General features: G+C 45.0%; 18 protein-coding genes. All 18 read left to right on the top strand.

From position 1 onward, the window contains the following. Positions 1 to 3: 3 nt before the first annotated feature. The 18 genes from atpD (at position 4) to spoIIID (ending at position 19236) form a co-directional block, all read left to right on the top strand. Positions 4 to 1407 (top strand): F0F1 ATP synthase subunit beta, encoded by a 1404-nt coding sequence (gene atpD, locus IEW67_RS06695; RefSeq protein ID WP_188632288.1) that lies wholly within the window; start codon positions 4 to 6, stop codon positions 1405 to 1407. Positions 1408 to 1693: 286 nt separating this feature from the next. After that, complete coding sequence (locus IEW67_RS06690; RefSeq protein ID WP_188632287.1) at positions 1694 to 2089, top strand: F0F1 ATP synthase subunit epsilon; 396 nt, start codon at positions 1694 to 1696, stop codon at positions 2087 to 2089. Between the two features lie 651 nt (positions 2090 to 2740). Beyond that, complete coding sequence (locus tag IEW67_RS06685; RefSeq protein ID WP_188632286.1) at positions 2741 to 2974, top strand: DUF1146 family protein; 234 nt, start codon at positions 2741 to 2743, stop codon at positions 2972 to 2974. 432 nt (positions 2975 to 3406) lie between these two features. Further along, positions 3407 to 4123 carry a YwmB family TATA-box binding protein gene (locus tag IEW67_RS06680; RefSeq protein WP_188632285.1) on the top strand — a complete coding sequence of 239 codons (717 nt, stop codon included), beginning with the start codon at positions 3407 to 3409 and terminating at the stop codon, positions 4121 to 4123. Positions 4124 to 4156: 33 nt separating this feature from the next. Beyond that, positions 4157 to 5482, top strand: coding sequence for a UDP-N-acetylglucosamine 1-carboxyvinyltransferase (murA, locus tag IEW67_RS06675; RefSeq protein ID WP_188632284.1), 1326 nt, complete (start codon positions 4157 to 4159; stop codon positions 5480 to 5482). 483 nt (positions 5483 to 5965) lie between these two features. Further along, positions 5966 to 6898 (top strand): ABC transporter permease, encoded by a 933-nt coding sequence (locus IEW67_RS06670; protein WP_188632283.1) that lies wholly within the window; start codon positions 5966 to 5968, stop codon positions 6896 to 6898. A gap of 1 nt (position 6899) precedes the next feature. Then, complete coding sequence (locus IEW67_RS06665) at positions 6900 to 7856, top strand: ABC transporter permease (protein WP_188632282.1); 957 nt, start codon at positions 6900 to 6902, stop codon at positions 7854 to 7856. A gap of 8 nt (positions 7857 to 7864) precedes the next feature. Then, the gene (locus tag IEW67_RS06660; RefSeq protein WP_188632281.1) at positions 7865 to 8872 is read left to right on the top strand and encodes an ABC transporter ATP-binding protein; all 1008 of its coding nucleotides are present in this window, start codon (positions 7865 to 7867) and stop codon (positions 8870 to 8872) included. A 19-nt stretch (positions 8873 to 8891) separates the two neighbouring features. Continuing rightward, positions 8892 to 10547, top strand: a complete 1656-nt coding sequence (locus IEW67_RS06655; RefSeq protein ID WP_188632280.1) for a peptide ABC transporter substrate-binding protein — start codon at positions 8892 to 8894, stop codon at positions 10545 to 10547. Positions 10548 to 10644: 97 nt separating this feature from the next. Further along, positions 10645 to 10917, top strand: a complete 273-nt coding sequence (locus tag IEW67_RS06650) for a hypothetical protein (RefSeq protein ID WP_188632279.1) — start codon at positions 10645 to 10647, stop codon at positions 10915 to 10917. 148 nt (positions 10918 to 11065) lie between these two features. Continuing rightward, entirely contained in the window at positions 11066 to 11983 is a 918-nt protein-coding gene (locus tag IEW67_RS06645) for a S66 peptidase family protein (RefSeq protein WP_188632278.1), read from the top strand. 38 nt (positions 11984 to 12021) lie between these two features. Next, on the top strand, positions 12022 to 12978 hold the full coding sequence (locus tag IEW67_RS06640) for a C40 family peptidase (RefSeq protein ID WP_188632277.1): 957 nt from the start codon (positions 12022 to 12024) through the stop codon (positions 12976 to 12978). Beyond that, on the top strand, positions 12978 to 13997 hold the full coding sequence (locus IEW67_RS06635; RefSeq protein ID WP_188632276.1) for an ABC transporter ATP-binding protein: 1020 nt from the start codon (positions 12978 to 12980) through the stop codon (positions 13995 to 13997). The genes IEW67_RS06640 and IEW67_RS06635 overlap by 1 nt, the downstream gene beginning before the upstream one ends. Before the next feature lie 297 nt (positions 13998 to 14294). Further along, on the top strand, positions 14295 to 15416 hold the full coding sequence (gene spoIID / locus IEW67_RS06630; RefSeq protein WP_188632275.1) for a stage II sporulation protein D: 1122 nt from the start codon (positions 14295 to 14297) through the stop codon (positions 15414 to 15416). 435 nt (positions 15417 to 15851) lie between these two features. After that, positions 15852 to 16832, top strand: coding sequence for a stage II sporulation protein SpoIIQ (gene spoIIQ, locus IEW67_RS06625; protein ID WP_188632274.1), 981 nt, complete (start codon positions 15852 to 15854; stop codon positions 16830 to 16832). A 255-nt stretch (positions 16833 to 17087) separates the two neighbouring features. Then, a complete protein-coding gene (locus tag IEW67_RS06620) occupies positions 17088 to 18125 on the top strand; it encodes an AimR family lysis-lysogeny pheromone receptor (RefSeq protein WP_188632273.1) in 1038 nt (345 codons plus the stop codon). 92 nt (positions 18126 to 18217) lie between these two features. Beyond that, positions 18218 to 18349 (top strand): hypothetical protein, encoded by a 132-nt coding sequence (locus IEW67_RS18325; protein WP_268238649.1) that lies wholly within the window; start codon positions 18218 to 18220, stop codon positions 18347 to 18349. Positions 18350 to 18951: 602 nt separating this feature from the next. After that, positions 18952 to 19236: a sporulation transcriptional regulator SpoIIID gene (gene spoIIID / locus IEW67_RS06615; protein ID WP_188632272.1), complete on the top strand. Its 285-nt coding sequence runs from the start codon at positions 18952 to 18954 to the stop codon at positions 19234 to 19236. Positions 19237 to 19696: the final 460 nt, after the last annotated feature.

Raw genomic sequence — 19696 nt, 5'->3', positions numbered from 1 at the left:
TCAATGAGCAAAGGACACATTACACAAGTTATGGGACCTGTTGTCGACGTTAAATTTGACGAAGGCCAGCTCCCGGATATCAATAATGCGTTAGTTGTCCGCCCCGGTGAAGATGATGTGGATGTCGATTTGACTCTCGAAGTCGCACTTCATCTTGGGGATAATGCGGTACGTACGATTGCGATGGACTCAACAGATGGTCTGAAGCGCAATATGACAATTGAAGATACAGGCGAGTCGATCTCAGTACCGGTCGGTGAAGCCACGCTCGGTCGCGTCTTCAACGTTCTTGGTAACCACATTGACCTTGATGAACCGGTGCCTGCAGATAATAGACGGGATCCGATTCATCGTCAGCCGCCTGAATTTGAGGATTTGACAACCGATACAGAAATTTTGGAAACGGGCATTAAGGTTGTTGACCTGCTGGCACCTTATACACGAGGTGGGAAAATCGGTTTGTTTGGTGGTGCCGGGGTCGGCAAAACAGTATTGATTCAGGAACTGATCAACAACGTTGCCCAGGAACACGGTGGTATTTCGGTTTTCGCAGGTGTAGGTGAACGTACACGTGAGGGAAACGACCTGTATTACGAAATGAAGGATTCAGGTGTTATTAATAAAACGGCAATGGTATTCGGTCAGATGAACGAGCCGCCGGGTGCGCGTATGCGTGTTGCTCTGACGGGATTGACAATGGCAGAATACTTCCGTGATGAGGAAGGGCAGGATGTGCTCTTATTTATCGATAATATCTTCCGTTTTACACAGGCAGGTATGGAAGTATCCGCACTGCTCGGCCGTATGCCATCAGCCGTTGGTTATCAGCCGACACTGGCAACTGAAATGGGACAGCTGCAGGAACGCATTACAACCACGGATAAGGGTTCAGTAACATCGATCCAGGCCATTTACGTGCCGGCCGACGACTATACCGACCCTGCGCCGGCAACAACGTTTGCGCATTTGGACGCAACCACAAACCTTGACCGCGGATTGTCTGAGCAAGGCATTTATCCGGCAGTGGATCCACTGGCATCGACTTCCCGTGCGCTTGACCCCGAGGTTGTCGGTGAAGATCACTATGATGTAGCGCGTGAAGTTCAGCAAACCCTTCAAAAGTATAAAGAGCTGCAGGATATTATTGCGATTCTTGGTATGGATGAACTTTCGGACGAGGATAAATTGACGGTTTCCCGTGCACGCCGCATCCAATTTTTTCTATCCCAGAACTTCCACGTAGCTGAACAGTTTACGGGTCAGCCAGGTTCATATGTACCTGTCAGTGAAACAATTAAAGGCTTCCGGGAAATTTTGGACGGCAAACATGATGACCTGCCTGAGGATGCATTCCGCCTGGTGGGACGTATCGAAGAAGTTGTGGAAAAAGCGAAAGACATGGAATAAATAGAGACAAAAGCAACTAAACAGTGACATGCAGTGACAAGCGTGTCTGCTAGTTACGAGCAGCTGTTGTTGTTTTAACGTCAGAAAGTATACATTATGGATGACCTTATAAGAAAAACTTCGGCACTCTATAGGACGAGGCGAATGCCGAGTTTTTCTAAGCAGTTAAGAAAGTATAAATTATTTCTTACTGCATAAGTGCAACTAAGGCTTTCGCCATTAAAGCTTGGCGATAAGCCAAGTTTTCTAACATCCATTTATTTACCTGTCTTAAGGAGGGGTTGCATTGAAAACACTGACTGTGAGTGTTGTTACTCCTGATGGTCCAGTATTGGAAGACGGTTTTGATATGGTCAGCTGTAAAGCCGAAAACGGCGAACTAGGTATACTGCCTGGGCATATCCCTATGGTTGCGCCTTTAACGATTAGTTCGGTACGGTTAAAACATGATGATAATATCAAGAACCTGGCTGTAAGCGGCGGTTTCTTGGAAGTGCGCCCGGATAACGTGACCATTCTGGCTCAGACTGCTGAAAAGCCTGTTGACATAGACGTTGAACGGGCCGAGAAAGCAAAACAGCGTGCCGAGCGGCGCCTCCAGTCCAAGCAGGACGATGTTGACTTCCAACGGGCAGCATCAGCACTCAAACGCGCAATGAATCGATTGGATATTGCACGATAGTTGAGCAGATCAGGTAGTTACTTATAGCGAATGCGTACACATAAGATCTCTTATAACACTTTGTTATAAGAGATCTTTTCTGTTCAGCCAACAGGCATTTTGATTGGAGCTGCAGAAAAGCATCACTATCAGCCAAAAGTTTACTATCAATAATCCGATTTTTCTGTCGATATTTCCCGGGAAATAATAAGAACTGTCGATAAAAAGAGAGGCTTGGGAGAGTGGCTGCCTTATTTGACAAACACCCTAATACATGGCAAAGTAACAGTTGATACAAAGCAACATGTTTGATTTTAGCGTCAGAAAGTACACATTATGGATGACCTTATAAGATCAATTTAGCGGAGGAAATATACGTAGATAACTCCTGCGTGAAGATTGGCATAGGTGAACTCCCGTAGTGTTCAGCGCGAGGGATTTATCAGCCGCCCTAAGGTGCGCGAAGTATATTCCCGGATCGGTGTATACGCTCTATCTAGTCGGATTTTCCTTAATAAGACGCCTTCTGTCCAAAGCTCCTAGGCTTGTAGTTTTTCTAATAACGTCAGAAAGTATAAATTATGGATGACCTTATAAGAAAAGCTTCGGCATTCGCTATAAGACGAGGCGAATGCCGAGTTTTTCTAAGATCACAGATAAAGGTGTGGAACTATGTTTTCTTCAATTGGTGTAACTGCGATCATAAGTATGATATCGCATTTGATTTTCATTTATATTACATGGCGGGTTATCACGACAATCAATTTTGATCCGCTGATCCGAAAGGGCCGGGAAACAGAAGCCAGAGTACTCATTATATTCATTACAATTACTATCGGCACGGGGGTCAGTAGATTTTTCCTTGAGTTTCTTCAATGGTCACAGGATCTGCTGTACCTGTTCTGATTAAAAGAATTTTAACATCATTCTATGGGTCAACACCAAAATCTATGGTTGAGATGAATGAGTGAATATAGTAGTGAAACTAGCTAGCGGAGGAAAAACACGGAGACTCCTGTGGGAATGCGCAGTGTTAAGACCCCGCAGAAAAAGCGACCTTCTTTTTCGAGGAGGCTGAGGACAAGCCCACGGAAAGCGACGAGCGAAACATCCACCGAATGAGCTACGAGTTGCGAGGAGTGCTGCTTCACCGAAAAACTTGCAACACGACGAGCACACTAGTGTTTTTCCGAAGCGACTGCTGACGTTAAAATGACATCTAATTTGTCAACCATAGATTTTGGTCAACAGCCCATTCTATAAAACTATTATTATAACCGTTTGCGGACTCTCCCTCTTGTTCATACTAATTATAGAGTAAAACAAGGGGGCGTTTTAATGCGGTCGTTTGCACTCATTATGAGTATAGTTATATTGATGACGGTTAGTACAACGGCATTTGCCAACAAGAGCGATGAAATGACCGAACTGGGATCCGTGGTAAGCGACAATGGGTTATCCGTAGACAACTGGCAGGTGACCATCAAAGAAAAAATGGCTAAAGATGATGTCGACAGATTGTTACAAAAGTTGAGGGACAAAAATAGTTATAAGGTCTCTAGCGATGAAGATGAAAATACAGTAAAATATTTCTTTGAGCGCGTACAGAAACAGACCAGCTTTTCCGAAAGCTATAGTGTTGTCATTCCGGAAAATCCGTTGTATGATGCGGAGTTAATTGCCGTTTTGCAGGGAGATAAATGGAATGATAAAGTTGCCGCTGATTATATTGATCGTATAGGCGACATACATACCTCATATTTCACAAATAAATCGACAAAATTTGCTTGTCTCTCAACAATAAATAATGATATAATAGAAGATGATAATTTTTTTGCTCGATTAAAAAATACCCTGCAACTGTCAAAAGTTCGTGAACAGACAGATAATGTGGAACAATCGACGGTTAACAAAATCATTTACGGGTATACACCATTATGGGAGCAAACGATTAAAATGAAGCAACCGATCAATTTGCAGATTGTGATTCAAAACGCAGCACAAAACAGCAAGCGTCTGACGATAGGCACACCTATCCTGATAAATGAATATTGATATAGTGAAAATGGATTATAAGGGGAATAGAACATGGACAAAATCATAGTAAAAGGCGGAGAACGTCTCCATGGCTCCGTAAGAGTTGAAGGGGCGAAGAATGCGGTGCTGCCGGTCATAACCGCCAGCATATTGGCCAGCGAAGGAAAAAGTACTATCAAAGATGTTCCCGTCCTGGCTGATGTGTATACAATTAATGAAGTATTGCGGAATATGAATGCGAATGTACATTTCGAAAATAATACCGTTAACGTTGATGCAACTAATCAACTGCTGACTGAAGCTCCTTTTGAGTATGTGCGGAAAATGCGTGCATCTGTATTGGTTCTCGGACCATTGCTTGCACGTTTTGGCCATGCGAAAGTAGCTATGCCCGGAGGCTGTGCGATTGGATCACGGCCGATTGATTTGCATTTGAAGGGCTTTGAGGCTATGGGTGCCGATGTACACGTTGGAAATGGTTACGTGGAAGTGGAAACTGCCGGACGCCTGCAGGGTGCTAAAATTTACTTGGATATGGCAAGCGTTGGGGCAACTGAGAATATTATGATGGCAGCATCACTGGCAGAAGGTAAAACTGTCATTGAAAATTGTGCAAAAGAACCTGAAATTGTAGACTTGGCCAACTTCCTAAATAAAATGGGAGCCAAAGTTGTTGGTGCAGGAACAGAAACAATCCGTATCGAAGGTGTTGAAGAACTTCACGGTGCAGAACATGCCATTATTCCGGACCGGGTTGAAGCCGGCACTTTTATGGTTGCAGGTGCCATTACCGGTGGGGACATTCTGATTGAAAATGCGGAGAGCGAGCATTTGCGTTCTGTTATTTCCAAGCTGGAAGAAATGGATGTCACAATCTTTGAACAGGGCGAGGGCATTCGCGTTATCGGTCCTGATAAATTACATTCGACTGATATTAAAACACTGCCACATCCTGGATTTCCGACTGACATGCAATCGCAAATGATGGCTCTGATGCTGAATGCGTATGGCACAAGTGTTATTACGGAAACAGTGTTCGAAAACCGGTTTATGCACGTAGAAGAGTTCCGCCGTATGAACGCCAAAATGAAAATTGAAGGACGCAATGTCATTATTGAAGGTCCTGCTGATCTGCAGGGTGCCGAAGTTGCTGCAACGGATTTGCGTGCAGCAGCGGCATTGATTTTGGCCGGATTGGTTGCTGACGGATATACGCGTGTAACGGAATTGAAGCATCTTGACCGCGGCTATGTTGATTTTGCCGACAAGCTGGCTCGCCTGGGAGCAGACATTGAACGGGTAGATGAAGACGGGAATGCCGTTAATCCGTTTGTCCAAATTGATCATGAAGACATTGCGGTTGAAGCCGAAAGTTAAGTATTTGAACTGAATGATTATCCAATATTGCAAAAACAGATGGGACACCCATCTGTTTTTATTTTAACGTCGGAAAGTATAAATTATGGATGACCTTATAAGCTTCGGCATTCGCTATAAGACGAGGAGAGTGCCAAGTTTTTCTAATGAGCGGGGATATCACCCCGATAGCAGGGATATACTTCAACGATCATCCTGTATGCTTAAACGGCCGGATAACACTGCAGACGGGCTCTTGTTTCTGAGTCTTTTACCAAGGCAGTTAAATTTTATATTGCATTCTGGCTATTATATGATAAAATTTAAGAAAATTAAAAAACAATTGTAAGAAAAATGACGCTTAAAAAAAGGCTCGATTCATTCACGTTTGGTCGAGGTATATACTTTTCGTAATGTAAAAGGGTCAAAGAAATTTTGTGTCTTTAAGCTTCTTCGTATTGAAATCGCTTACAGAGAAAACGGCTGACATAGGGGTGTATCAGGATGCTCGGTTATATCTTAAAACGATTCGCTATCATGGCTGTGACGCTATGGATCATTGTCACACTGACATTTGTTCTGATGGTGACACTGCCGGGGTCGCCGCTAAATGAGGAACGGACGACCAACGAGACGGTTCAGGCTAACCTTGAAGCGCATTATAATCTGGATGAGCCTTATTTCATACAGTATTTGCTTTACATAAAATCAATTGTGACATTGGATTTTGGTCCATCAATTAAACAGCCGACGGAATCGGTGAACGATCTGCTTGGACGGGGGTTTCCGATTTCATTTGAACTCGGAGTGGTCACGATCGCGGTCGCCGTTATTTCCGGGATTATACTCGGCATTTTTGCAGCCCTGAAACATAACGGAATCATTGATTATCTGGCGATGACGATTGCTGTTCTGGGCATATCAATCCCCAACTTTGTTCTCGCGACCATGCTGATTCAAGTGCTGGCAGTCTACTGGGGCATTCTCCCGGCTGCGACATGGTCCAGCCCGCTACATATGATTATGCCGACCATTGCGCTGGCTACCGGTCCAATGGCAATTATCGCACGCCTCACGCGATCGACTATGCTTGAAGTGCTGACACAGGACTATATTAAAATGGCGCGCGCCAAAGGTCTGAAACCTTGGAAAGTCATCATTAAACATGCACTGAAAAATGCATTGATGCCGGTGGTGACGATTATGGGCACACTTCTTGCCGGTATTTTGACCGGAACCTTCGTCATTGAACAGATATTCGGTATTCCCGGCATGGGAAAATACTTTGTCGAAAGCATTAATCAGCGGGATTACCCGGTAATTATGGGGACAACCGTTTTTTACAGTGCCTTTCTGATCCTGATGCTGTTTTTAGTTGATGTTGCCTACGGGTTGCTTGATCCGCGCATTAAACTGCATAAGAAGGGGGGCGAATAAAATGGCTGCACCTGATGAAACAAAACACGCCCATTCTTCTGCCAGTATACCGGATGATTGGTTTCAATGGAGAGATAAAGACCTGAAAGCGGCTGAAGCCGTATCACGTCCATCGCTTTCGTACTGGAAAGATGCATGGAAGCGTCTTAAAAAAAATAAACTGGCCATGGCGGGGATGGCCTTTCTGATTATCCTGGGGATTCTGGCGGTTATTGGCCCGATGATTTCACCATATACTGTAACAGACCAGAACCGTCCGAATCAGTTCATGCCGCCCTCAACTGATCACTGGTTTGGTACAGATTCACTCGGACGTGATGTCTTCACGCGCACATGGTATGGCGCCAGAATTTCACTCTTCGTCGGGTTAATGGCAGCCTTGATTGATTTTTTTGTCGGCGTCATTTACGGCGGTGTTTCCGGGTATAAAGGCGGACGGACAGATAGTATCATGATGCGGATTATCGAAGTATTGTACGGTCTGCCGTATCTGCTGGTTGTCATATTGCTGCTGGTTGTCATGGGGCCGAGCCTTGCAACCATCATTATCGCGCTGTGTGTCACTGGTTGGGTTGGAATGGCCAGGATTGTCAGGGGACAAGTTCTGCAGATCAAAAATTTTGAATTTGTGCTGGCATCGAAATCATTCGGAACTAAGACATCGAGGATCATCCGGAAAAATTTGATCCCGAATACAATGGGGCCGATTATCGTTCAAATGACACTGACCGTACCGAATGCGATTTTTGCCGAGGCATTCCTGAGCTTCCTGGGATTGGGCATCCAATCACCGTTTGCGAGCTGGGGTGTGATGGCAAACGATGCATTAGGCGCCATTTTGTCAGGCTACTGGTGGACCTTGTTTTTTCCGGCTTTCTTTATTTCATTTACCATGTTTGCATTTAACGTATTAGGTGACGGGCTTCAGGATGCGCTTGATCCGAAGCTGAGGGAGTAGGTGAAGCGATGGAAAAAATATTAGATGTAAACGACCTGCACGTAACCTTTAGGACTTATGGCGGGACAGTGAAAGCAGTGAGGGGCGTCAGTTTTGATTTACATAAAGGCGAAACGTTGGCAATTGTCGGGGAGTCCGGCTGCGGGAAGAGCGTTACTTCAAACGCAGTCATGGGGTTGGTCCCCAATCCGCCCGGGAAAATTTCAAACGGAACGATTACATTCAAAGGAGAAGAACTGACAGCACTTCCTGAAAAAGATATGCGGAAAATTCGCGGCATCGACATATCGATGATTTTCCAGGATCCGATGACCGCACTGAATCCGACATTAACGATCGGTACTCAGCTGACAGAAGGCTTGATGGAGCATCGGAAAACGTCCAGAGGCAAAGCCCGCGAAAAAGCATTGCAGATGATGAACCTGGTCGGGATACCGAACCCGGAGGAACGGCTTAAGCAGTACCCGCACCAGTTCAGCGGCGGTATGCGGCAGCGGATTGTGATTGCCATTGCTTTGATTTGTGAACCGGAGCTCCTGATTGCTGACGAGCCGACGACCGCACTTGATGTGACCATTCAGGCTCAAATACTGGAATTGTTTGACCGCATTCAGGAACAGACCGGTGTATCGATTGTCCTGATCACACATGATCTCGGGGTTGTCGCGAAAATAGCCGACCGCATCCTTGTCATGTACGCCGGCAAGATTATCGAAGAGGGTACACGGAAGGAAGTATTTTACACGCCGCAGCATCCATATACAAGGGGATTGCTAAAATCAGTACCGAGGCTTGACTTTAAAGAGGATAAACTGACTCCGATTGACGGCACACCACCGGATTTATTCTCACCTCCACAAGGGTGCCCGTTTACAGCGCGGTGCCCCATGGCTATGGAGGTGTGTGATAAAGTTTACCCGCTCCAGACGGAAATCAGCAAGACGCATAAAGTGGATTGCTGGCTTCAGGATGAACGGGCTAAACAGCTTTTGGCTGCAACAGCCGACAACAATTAGCAAGGGGGAGAAAAGACGTATGAAGAAAAAGGGGTTTTTGTTAGTCATGCTTGTTGCCTTTATTCTAGTATTGACGGCATGTACAACGTCAACAGGCAATGAAGGCAGTGAAGAGGAAGACTCAGGATCAGATGCAGCGGCAAGTGAGGAAAATGACGGTAGCGGTGAGAAGGTATTACGCATGAATAATGGCGAAGAACCGACTTCGTTAAATCCGCCGGTCGGTTTTGATTCCGTTTCATGGAATGTGCTGAATAACTTGATGGAAGGACTGACGCGACTGGGTAAGGATGATACGCCCCAGCCTGCGATGGCAGAGGAATGGGAGGTCTCTGATAACGGAAAGACATACACCTTTCATTTGCGCGACGATGCCAAGTGGTCAAATGGTGATCCGGTCACGGCTGAAGATTTTGCCTATGCATGGAAACAGCTGCTGAATCCGGAGACTGGCTCGTCTGCAGCATTTCTCGGCTATTTCATTGAAGGCGGGGAAGCGTATAACGCGGGTGACGGTGCGGCAGATGATGTAGCAGTAAAAGCCGTTGATGACAAGACTTTTGAAGTGACATTGACAGCGCCGACCGGCTACTTCCTGCATGTGGTGTCCAATCCAGCATTCTTCCCGGTCAATAAAGAAGTGGCCAAAGAAAATCCGGAATGGTATTCTGAAGCGGATTCATTTGTTTCCAATGGACCATTCAAACTGGAGACCTGGAAACACGATAAGGAAATGGTATTTGCGAAGAACGATCAGTATTGGGATAAAGATACGGTGAATCTTGATAAAGTTCACTGGGCTATGGTTACTGACGTTAATACCGAATATCAGATGTTTGAAAGCGATGAACTGGATATGACCGAAATTCCACCTGATATGGCGGATCAGCTGATTGACGGGGATAATGTAGTCATTGAAGATCAGGCGGGTCTTTATTTTTACCGCTTTAATGTCAATCAGGAACCATTCCAAAATAAAAAGATCCGTAAAGCGTTTGCCTTGGCTATTAATCAGCAGGAAATCGTTGACTATGTCACCAAAAATAAAGAGAAGGCAGCTAAAGCATTTGTATCACCAGGATTCACAGCACCATCCGGCAAGGATTTCCGTGCGGCGAACGGTGATCTTGTCAACTTCGATCCGGAAAAAGCAAAACAATTATTGGAAGAAGGCATGGGAGAAGAAGACTATGATGAACTGCCGCCGGTCACATTGACATATAACACCGATGAGCAGCATAAGGCGATTGCCGAGACGATGCAAAATATGTTTAGTGAGAACCTTGGTGTTGATGTTGAGTTAGCTAATACGGAATGGAACGTCTTCCTGGAAGATCAGAAGTCACTGAACCTGCAGTTCTCCAGAAGTTCGTTCATCTTTGATTATGGCGATCCGATCAACTTCTTGGAAAGTTTTATCACGGATTCTTCTATGAATCGCACAGGCTGGTCCAATGAGGAATATGATAAGCTGATTTCACAAGCCAAAAAGGAGGCGGACGAAGAAAAACGCTGGGAAATGATGTATGAAGCGGAAAAAATATTGGCGGAAGAAATGCCGATTTTCCCAATCCATTACTATAACCAGGTTTACATTTACAAAGATGACGTCAAAGACATTGTGCGCCATCCGGTCGGCTATCTTGAACTGAAATGGGCAGATATCCAGCAGTAAGGTTGATTGCGGCAGATGTTGAAATCGTCGCTTCGGAAATTCGCGCGAGGTCGCCGGAAAATCGCGCGAGGTCGTCGGAAATTCGCGCGAGAACGCCATGAAATCGCGCGAGGTCGCCGGAAAATCGCGCGAGGTCGCCACGAAATCGCGCGAGGTCGCCGGAAAATCGCGCGAGAACGCCATGAAATCGCGCGAGGTCGCCGGAAAATCGCGCGAGAACGCCACGAAATCGCGCGAGAACGCCATGAAATCGCGCGACCTCAAAGGGAAGCCGCGCGGTCGAATTGAAGTGGGGAAGGAATGGCCTTGGCCGGCTGCTCCTTCTTTCATTTCTATACATAATATACATCGTGATGCTCATGAAGGATAGATTTGCATTAGAAAAACGCGGCACTCGCCTTGCCTTATAGCAAATAACGAAGCTTTTATTATAAGGTCATTCATCATTATAACCATTCCCTTCGCTTCGATCAGGGCACAAAACGACTTTCCGATGTTACAAAAAAGGACTTGATCCAATGAGACCTAAGCGTTTGGTACAAGGTGATACAATTGGCATAACAGCACCGGCAAGCCCGGCCGATATCCAAAAAATACGTCAGGCAATCCCGTTTTTTGAGCAGATGGGTGTGCACGTCAAGCTTGGCAAAACAATCCACCTGAGGTATGGCTATTTGGCCGGAACCGATACGGAACGCCTTGCTGATATTCATAATATGATTGTCGATGATTCCATCAAAGCGATTATGTTTGCCCGGGGCGGTTATGGGACGGCGCGAATAGCTGACAATTTGGACTATCAACTGATCGAGCAGCATCCCAAAATAATATGGGGATACAGCGATATCACCTATCTGCATACAGCCATTCGCCAAATAACCGGGCTGACAACGTTTCATGGGCCTATGCCGGCCTCTGATATCGCTGATAGTGATTTTGATGACCTGTCTGCAAGTATGTTTCGGCAGTTGCTCGAACCTGCCACACTGCATTATTCGGAAGCCATTTCCCCATTGCGTGTCATGGTACCGGGCCAGGCGGTCGCGGAACTTGTCGGCGGGAATCTGTCACTTTTGATCAGCTCACTCGGGACACCATATGAAATCGATACACAAGGAAAACTGCTTTTGCTGGAGGATATCGGCGAAGCGCCATATCGAATCGATTCCATGCTTAACCAGTTGCACCTTGCCGGCAAATTGGATGCGGCAGCAGGCATCGTCATCGGCGATTTTGCTGAGGCAGAGCCGCCGGAAGGGAAATCATCCCTTTCTTTGGAGCAGGTCTTTCATGATTATTTTTCCGGTCTGCGGTGTCCGGTGATGGCCGGATTTAAAATCGGTCACTGTTTCCCGCACTTTTCTCTGCCATTAGGAGAGAAGGCCGTTATGAACACAGCGGATAAAACATTGACAGTCGAAGCGGGCGTGAGATAGATAACGTGATTGGATAAATATAAAGGGGGAGCACGTGATTGACGAAACAAACCTTTAATCAATTTTCAGAAGAGATTTGGGTGACATCGGTGCAGGTTGCAACGGTATGGACATCACCGTTGTCTCCGCGTTCAATTGACCAACACGGAATCAGTAATCCGACGAACATGGATAGCTGGATTAGCAGTCTCAGTTACGCATCAACCGTTGCTTTATCGGACGAAAATCGTATTCAGACACAGACACTATACGGAGAAACAGTCATCGTTACAGGCATAGAAGATGACTGGGCACATGTTGTTATCCCGACGCAGCCCTCAGTAAAGGACGAACGCGGCTACCCGGGCTGGATACCGCTGAATCAACTGAAAAAGATGAATAAGCCGGACTGGCAGCGCGAGAACTCAGCTGTGGTTACACAACAGCATGCCTGGCTCGAGGCTGAAGACGGCAAAAGCACGATGAAGCTCAGTTATATGACGATTTTACCGGTAGAGGCCAAGACGGGCACCCGTGTTAAGGTGAACACGCCACATGGTTATTTTTATTTACAGGACAATGATGTGACGATTTTCAGGGCGGATCAAGGTCTGCCCAAACGCCCGGGTACTGAACTGGTAAAAGCCGGCATGCCCTATATAGGCTTGGATTACTTCTGGGGTGGTATGAGTTCATTCGGCTATGACTGCTCAGGCTTTGCTTATGCCATGCATAAAGCGAACGGCTATGAAGTTCCGCGTGACGCCGGTGATCAGGCACAATACGGTCAAAAAATACCATATGACCGGCTGGAACCGGGTGATTTGCTCTTTTTCGCTTATGAAGAAGGCAAAGGCCAATTGCATCATGTGGGATTTTACTACGGTAACGGCAACATGCTCCATTCGCCGCAAACCGGACGCGGCATTGAGCTGATTGACCTGAACGGCACGATATACGAAAAAGAGCTTTGTGCTGCAACCAGATACTGGCAGCAAGCAGAGGAGTCATCATAATGACAGCGAAAATATTACAACTCAATCAACTGACTAAACACTTTAATATGGGTAAAGGGCAAATCCTGCAAGCTGTTAATGATGTGACGTTTCATATTAATAAAGGGGAAACGTTTGGCCTGGTCGGGGAATCCGGGTGCGGCAAAACAACGGTCGGTCGTACCATCATGGGTCTCTATAACAAGACATCAGGTGATGTTTTGTATGACGGGCAGAACGTACATAATCTCGATGACAACGAAACGCTTCATTTTTACCGTCACATGCAAATGATTTTCCAGGATCCGTATGCATCATTGAATCCGCGTTCGACTGTGAAGGAAGTGATCGCTGAGCCGATGGAAGTCCATGGCCTCTACCCGAATAAAAAGGAGCAGCTTGACCGGGTTATTCAGCTCTTAGAAGAGGTTGGGCTGAATCGGGATCATGCCGACCGTTACCCGCATGAATTCAGCGGCGGACAGCGGCAGCGGATTGGAATTGCGCGTGCTCTGGCGCTTGACCCGGACTTTATCATAGCTGATGAACCGATTTCGGCGTTGGACGTCTCCGTTCAGGCTCAGGTCGTGAATCTATTAAAAAATTTGCAAGAGGAAAAAAGCCTAACCTTTTTGTTCATTGCTCATGATTTATCCATGGTGAAACAGATTTCTGATAGGATAGGTGTGATGTACTTAGGGAATCTGGTGGAATTGACTTCGAGTGATTCGCTTTATGAAAACCCGCTTCATCCCTATACACAGGCACTCCTGTCGGCGATTCCGATTCCGGACCCGGATATCGAGGATACACGCGAGCGAATTATCCTGGAAGGTGAGCTGCCGAGCCCGATCAATCCACCGAGCGGCTGTGTGTTTCGTACGCGCTGTCCGTTTGCGATGGATGTCTGCGCCCGGAAAAAGCCTGAGTGGCGTGAGGTCGAAAAAGATCATTATGTCGCATGCCACTTATATGACGAAACGTTGAATAAGACGGATCATTCGGACATAACAATCAATCAGAAGCCTGTGCAGTCATAAAATGCAGGTTCTAATCGAATAGGTCTAAGGACAGGATAGATGTTTAGAAGACCTTATAAGAAACAATTTCGATATACGTTATAGATGGGGCCGCATGCCGCGTTTTTCTAATAACGTCAGAAAGTATACATTATGGATGACCTTATAGGAAAAGCTTCGGCATTCGCTATAAGACGAGGCGAATACCGCGTTTTTCTAAAATCTTTGGTTCTATTGTTTTCCTCAACTGTATAAAATCTAATAGTAGGAATGCTAGAGGCTGTACCTGCGAATTTTATAAGGTTAAGGAGGCAGTACATGCGAAAAGACAACATCATACCAAAGATCAGAAAAAAGCGAAAAAAACGTCAGGCTCAATCCGTGCAGCTGCTGCAAAAAAATAGAGGACCGGTGTCACTCAACAAGTCTCCGGCATCATGGAAAGCATCCACTATTCTATTTTTATCCTGCTTAGTGACGCTTATTCTGGTGATTCCGACTTTAATCGTTGTGCCGTTTATGTCCAATGCTGATGATGAAGGAAAAGTTGTTGAAAAAAGCGGCGAGGATGTGGAAATTGCGATGGGAGATTCTCCGTTTGCGGTTGAAGTCATGCGGGCGAACTCTGAACAGGTTGAAAAAGTCCCGCTTGAGACATATGTTTCACGTGTGGTTGCCTCAGAGACACCAGCCGAATTTGATGTGGAGGCTTTAAAGGCTCAGGCTTTGGCTGCCAGGACGTTCATCGTCAATCGCCTGCTTCATCAGGGCAATGCGGACAATCCGGATGTGACAGATACCACCAGTGATCAGGTATATCATAATGAACAGGAACTCAGAAAGACAATGGGAAGCGACTATGATGAGGAAATGACTAAAATCAAAAAAGCGGTCACAGCCACTAAAGGTGACATTTTAACCTATAAGAATAACCCAATCACAGCTGCCTATTTTTCCACCAGTAATGGCTATACGGAAAACTCCGAGGATTATTGGGAAAATAAAGTGCCGTATTTGCGCAGTGTGAAGAGCCCGTGGGATAAAGATACACAAAAATTCATGGATCAAAAAGTATTGACGATAAATGAAATGGAAGAATCACTTGGCACGGACCTTCCATCACTTGATCAATTGTCAATGGAAATCACAAGAACGGAAGGGCAACGTGTTGACCGGCTCAAAATTGGTGAAAAATCCTATTCAGGACGTAAAATTCGTGAAGAGCTGGGATTAAGATCAAGTGATTTTTCCATCGAGAAAAAGAATGACCATCTGATTTTCACGACAAAAGGATTCGGCCACGGCATCGGCATGAGCCAGTTCGGTGCAAATGGCATGGCAAAAGAGGGCAAAACATATAAAGAAATAGTAAAGCACTATTATCAGGGAGTCGAAATTAGCTCTGTATCTGATATCGCGCCAAAATTAGTTGCCAAATAAAGATACATTTATGCGGGTTGAGGCGATTTCTCAGTGACTATCATGACCAACAGAATGATGGAAAGCGAGCTGCTGTTGTGTGACGGTTTCGAATAATAGTAGCTTGTATGCCCCGGGGTCTTCTGATGTCCCGGGCATTTTTGTGTCCTAACGTTAGAAGGTATAGATTATGGATGTCCTTGACGAATGCTGATTTTTTCGAACATAAAAGGAAAGCGGGCGCACATGGGGAGATAGCACCGCGTACCGAAAGCCAGTCAATCACCTTAAAAACCTCCAATCGGCGGAAAATCCTTCAAATCTGCAGCCAACAGCCATATTAACCTCCTTACCTTACCCTGGATTTCAGAAAACATGCACAAAACCGGGAAATTTTTTGATTAAAATGTATAGTTTCCCGTTTTTCTGCTCAGAATGGTTGTTGAGGTGATAGACATGAAAGAAGAAAACAACACTCCAAAAAATAAATGGAGTCGCATTTTCCGGAAGAAGTGGTTCTTTCCGGCAGTCTACTTGACGATTGCTGCTCTTCTTCTCTCAATGGTGGTATGGTACCAGAATCTTGGCAATCAAATAGATGAAAGCCAGGAGGAAAATACAGAAGAGTACTCACCAGTTGAGCATGGCGAAGAAGCACAGCCGGTTATGGATCAACAGGAAGTTGTGCAAAAGCCCGTCGAAAGCATGGATCAAGCAGAAATCGTAACTAAATACTATGACTACAACGCGGAGCAGGAAGCTCAGGAGAATGCAATCGTCGTATTTAACGACCGCTACTATCAAAGTACAGGCATTGATATTGCATCTGCTGACGGCGAAACATTTGATGTGTTGGCGTCATTGAGTGGGAAAGTTACTGAAATCAAGGAAGATCCATTGCTTGGTAATGTCGTAACATTGAAACATGAGAATGACGTGACGACGCATTATGCCAGTTTAGGAGACGTTAAGGTTTCCGCTGATCAGAAAGTTAAGCAGGGAGAAACTCTAGGAAGTGCGGGTAAAAATCTCTTTGGCAAGGACAACGGCACACATCTCCATTTTGAGATAAGAAAAGATGGCAATGCTGTAAATCCGGAAGACTTTTTTAACCAGCCATTAAGCGCACTTGATAAAGCTGCAGCCGATAATGAAAAGGCACAAGGCGACGAAGGTTCGAAAACTGACGGAAGCGAGCACAAGAGCGAACAACCGGATGCATCGAACCAAGAAACTAGTGAATCTGATTCCGAGGATTCAGAAGAGAACTCAGACTCAGAAGGAACTGAAGAAGAAGGTTCAGGATCTGACGGATCTGATAACGCAGAAGACAGCGGATCCGGTTCTTCCGACAGTGACACCCCGGAATCCGGGGCAAGTGAAGACAGCAATCAGGATGATACTTCAAACGGTGCAACACAACAAGGTACCGAATGAGCGATGCGGAAGATGAAAATTTATCCTTCATCTTCCACATCACAAAACGTTTCATCTATTTGTATAAGAACCCTAGTTATCATTAACTAGGGTTCTTCGCGTTTTCCAGAACGTTTTCTATCAATTGTGCGAAATTTGTCGAAGGAAATGTCTTTTATTTGCCGAATTTTGTGTTATTATAGCAACAGATGTAATTTTTCATATATTTCTGTTATATAGCCGAATAAATGCCTGTTTTAATGAGGTGGTGCCTTCATGTCAAGTTTTAGGACTAATATGATGCCTGATTCGATCGCAGATTTGGCAATGGATAACGAACTGGGAATCGAACAAATTTTATTGATCTTGCGGCAGCATTACGATGAGCACACCGTTCGTCAACTGATGCGGCAATTTTGTCATGAGACGACCTCTGAAGAAATCAGAAAAAAAGGCATGGAATATCTATATATGCATGGCTTTTATGACGATTTGCAGCAGCTCATTATCAAAAACAGATTATCGAAATCGCCGTCCAATCACAAATGGGCCGATGTTTATCAGCTGACACTGGACCGCAAGCAAAGACGGTATCCCGATAATGAAATTTTAAGATGTGTCCAAACATTTCAGACAGAGGAAGCTGAGCTTGAATGTCTACTCGAGTTTATAAATACATCCATTTATTTTAAGCGGTGTGAATATGGAAGATTAGGCAACATCATGGATAAACAGCAGAATTTATTCGGAAAAATCAATGATGCCTTTTTGCTGGAGTTTTTTTACATCCGGCTGTATCATAATTTATTCGTTTATTATCTTGTTCGTAATGAAGTGATCATGGCGCGTAAATATGCTTTTCGGGTTCTTACGCAAACAACCAATCCCGAAATAAAAATAAGTTTGCACATTGCACTTGGGTTATCGTACACGTTTGACACATATTTTCAGGCAATGCACCACTTTACAGAAGCACTTAAAATTGCACAAAAAGAAAGACAGGATAAAGTTGTGGAGGTAATCAAACAGCAAAATATCCCTTTTATTGCAGCACATTTTAACGAGGTTGAAGGCGTTACATCCACGGACAGGAGTGAACAGGCTCATATTGAAATAGCTAAAGGAAATGATGCAAGGGCAGAGGCTATTTTAAGCGGGATAGAAATTAATACACCATTCAGACTGTACTATTTGGGGCTCGCAAAGAAGGATAAAACCATTCTCTTGCAATCGTACAACCAATTTATTGAAAAAAGAAGCGACTACTTTTTCTGCAGACTGCCGTTAAATGCGCTAAGGAAACTGAACAGTTAGTTTGCAGTTTGAAAAACATGCCACACGCACACATAATTTTGCTTAATATGAAAATAGGGTCGGCTTTTACATTAATTGAGAGGAGCTTAAAATTGAAAAAATTCATTGTTTCGCTTGGTGTAGTTGCAACATTGCTGTTAGGTGTATTGCCGTTTGGATCAACAAGTATAGCGGGCGACCAGCCGATTGTAAATTATGATCCGGATTTGGGAGACTTGATGTAGTGACAGAGAGGTATTCTTCATAAAAAAATAGACTCCGGATAAATGTTTTGCAACAGCATCATACACCGTTTATCCGGGAATGATTTGTTTTTCTGATATGCTCAGTTGTGCAGAACGAGCATCAATGCCAAGCCGTATCCCTATTTTCATTTTTTATTATATCTGAAAAAGAATAAAAAATCGAGTGATTCCCGAATTATTTTCCAGGGTCTGGTGCCTGCTGTGGATTTCGGGGATTTTTTGATTCACCTCCATTTACAATGAAGCTGCTCCTGCAATGTTGTAAAAAATACGTCTTGTCCCTATTTCACCAAAGTGCGAATTTAATCATAATCCTCCCTTAACTTTAATAAAATGTTACAAACCAAGCATTCAGAATCGTCTGAGGTGAGAGCTTGTGTAGCTTTCCATCCAGCCATCCGAATTGTCATCCAATACATACAAACATCATATGCGAAGGGGTTTTTTTCAGTTGATCCTGTAAATAAAATACAGCCAGAGCTGCACATAAGAATTGTCCAGAAGATAAGTGAACAGTGTAACATGTATCACCTTGTCTCAAACCACACCTCGGAAATATCCAACTTAGGGAGGCGAATGGTGTGCACGATTACATCAAAGAAAGGACAATCAGGATAGGCAGATATGTCGTGGAGACGAGGAAAACTGTCCGATTGATTGCCAAAGCATTTGGTGTCTCCAAAAGCACAGTCCACAAAGACTTAACAGAACGCTTGCCAGAAATAGATCCCGAACTCTATAACCAGGTCAAAGATGTACTCGATTACAACAAATCAATCCGTCATCTCCGCGGAGGCGAAGCAACACGCACCAAATACAGAAATGATAGCAAAACAGAGGACCCCACCTTCAAGCCAGTAGGATAAAGTGAAAATCAACACAATTGATGACCACTAAAGGAGGTGGTTACACCACAACACCACTATAGTCTACATCTAAGGAGGAGGTGCAGCTACTTTGGAAAAACCCGGCCCTGATAGTACGGCCGGGTTTTGTGATGCCTGGCTGGCCGTGATGGACGCGCGACAAGACGGCGAACATGTTCCGGAGGGCGCAAACATGGGCGCGAGAGCTGAAACATGTTCCCGAGAGCACGAACATGTTCCGGAGAGCACAAACATGTTCCCGAGAGCGCAAACATGTTCCCGAGAGCCGAAACATGTTCCGGAGAGCGCAAACATGTTCCCGAGCGCCGAAACATGTTCCCGAGAGCGCAAACATGTTCCCGAGAGCTGAAACATGTTCCGGAGAGCACAAACATGTTCCCGAGAGCCGAAACATGTTCCGGAGAGCGCAAACATGGGCGCGAGAGTGCCATGAACCAAC

Origin of the sequence: Lentibacillus kapialis (assembly GCF_014646635.1) — a bacterium.
Classification (GTDB): Bacteria; Bacillota; Bacilli; order Bacillales; family Amphibacillaceae; genus Lentibacillus; species Lentibacillus kapialis.
This window is presented reverse-complemented; position numbering and strand designations above follow the sequence as displayed.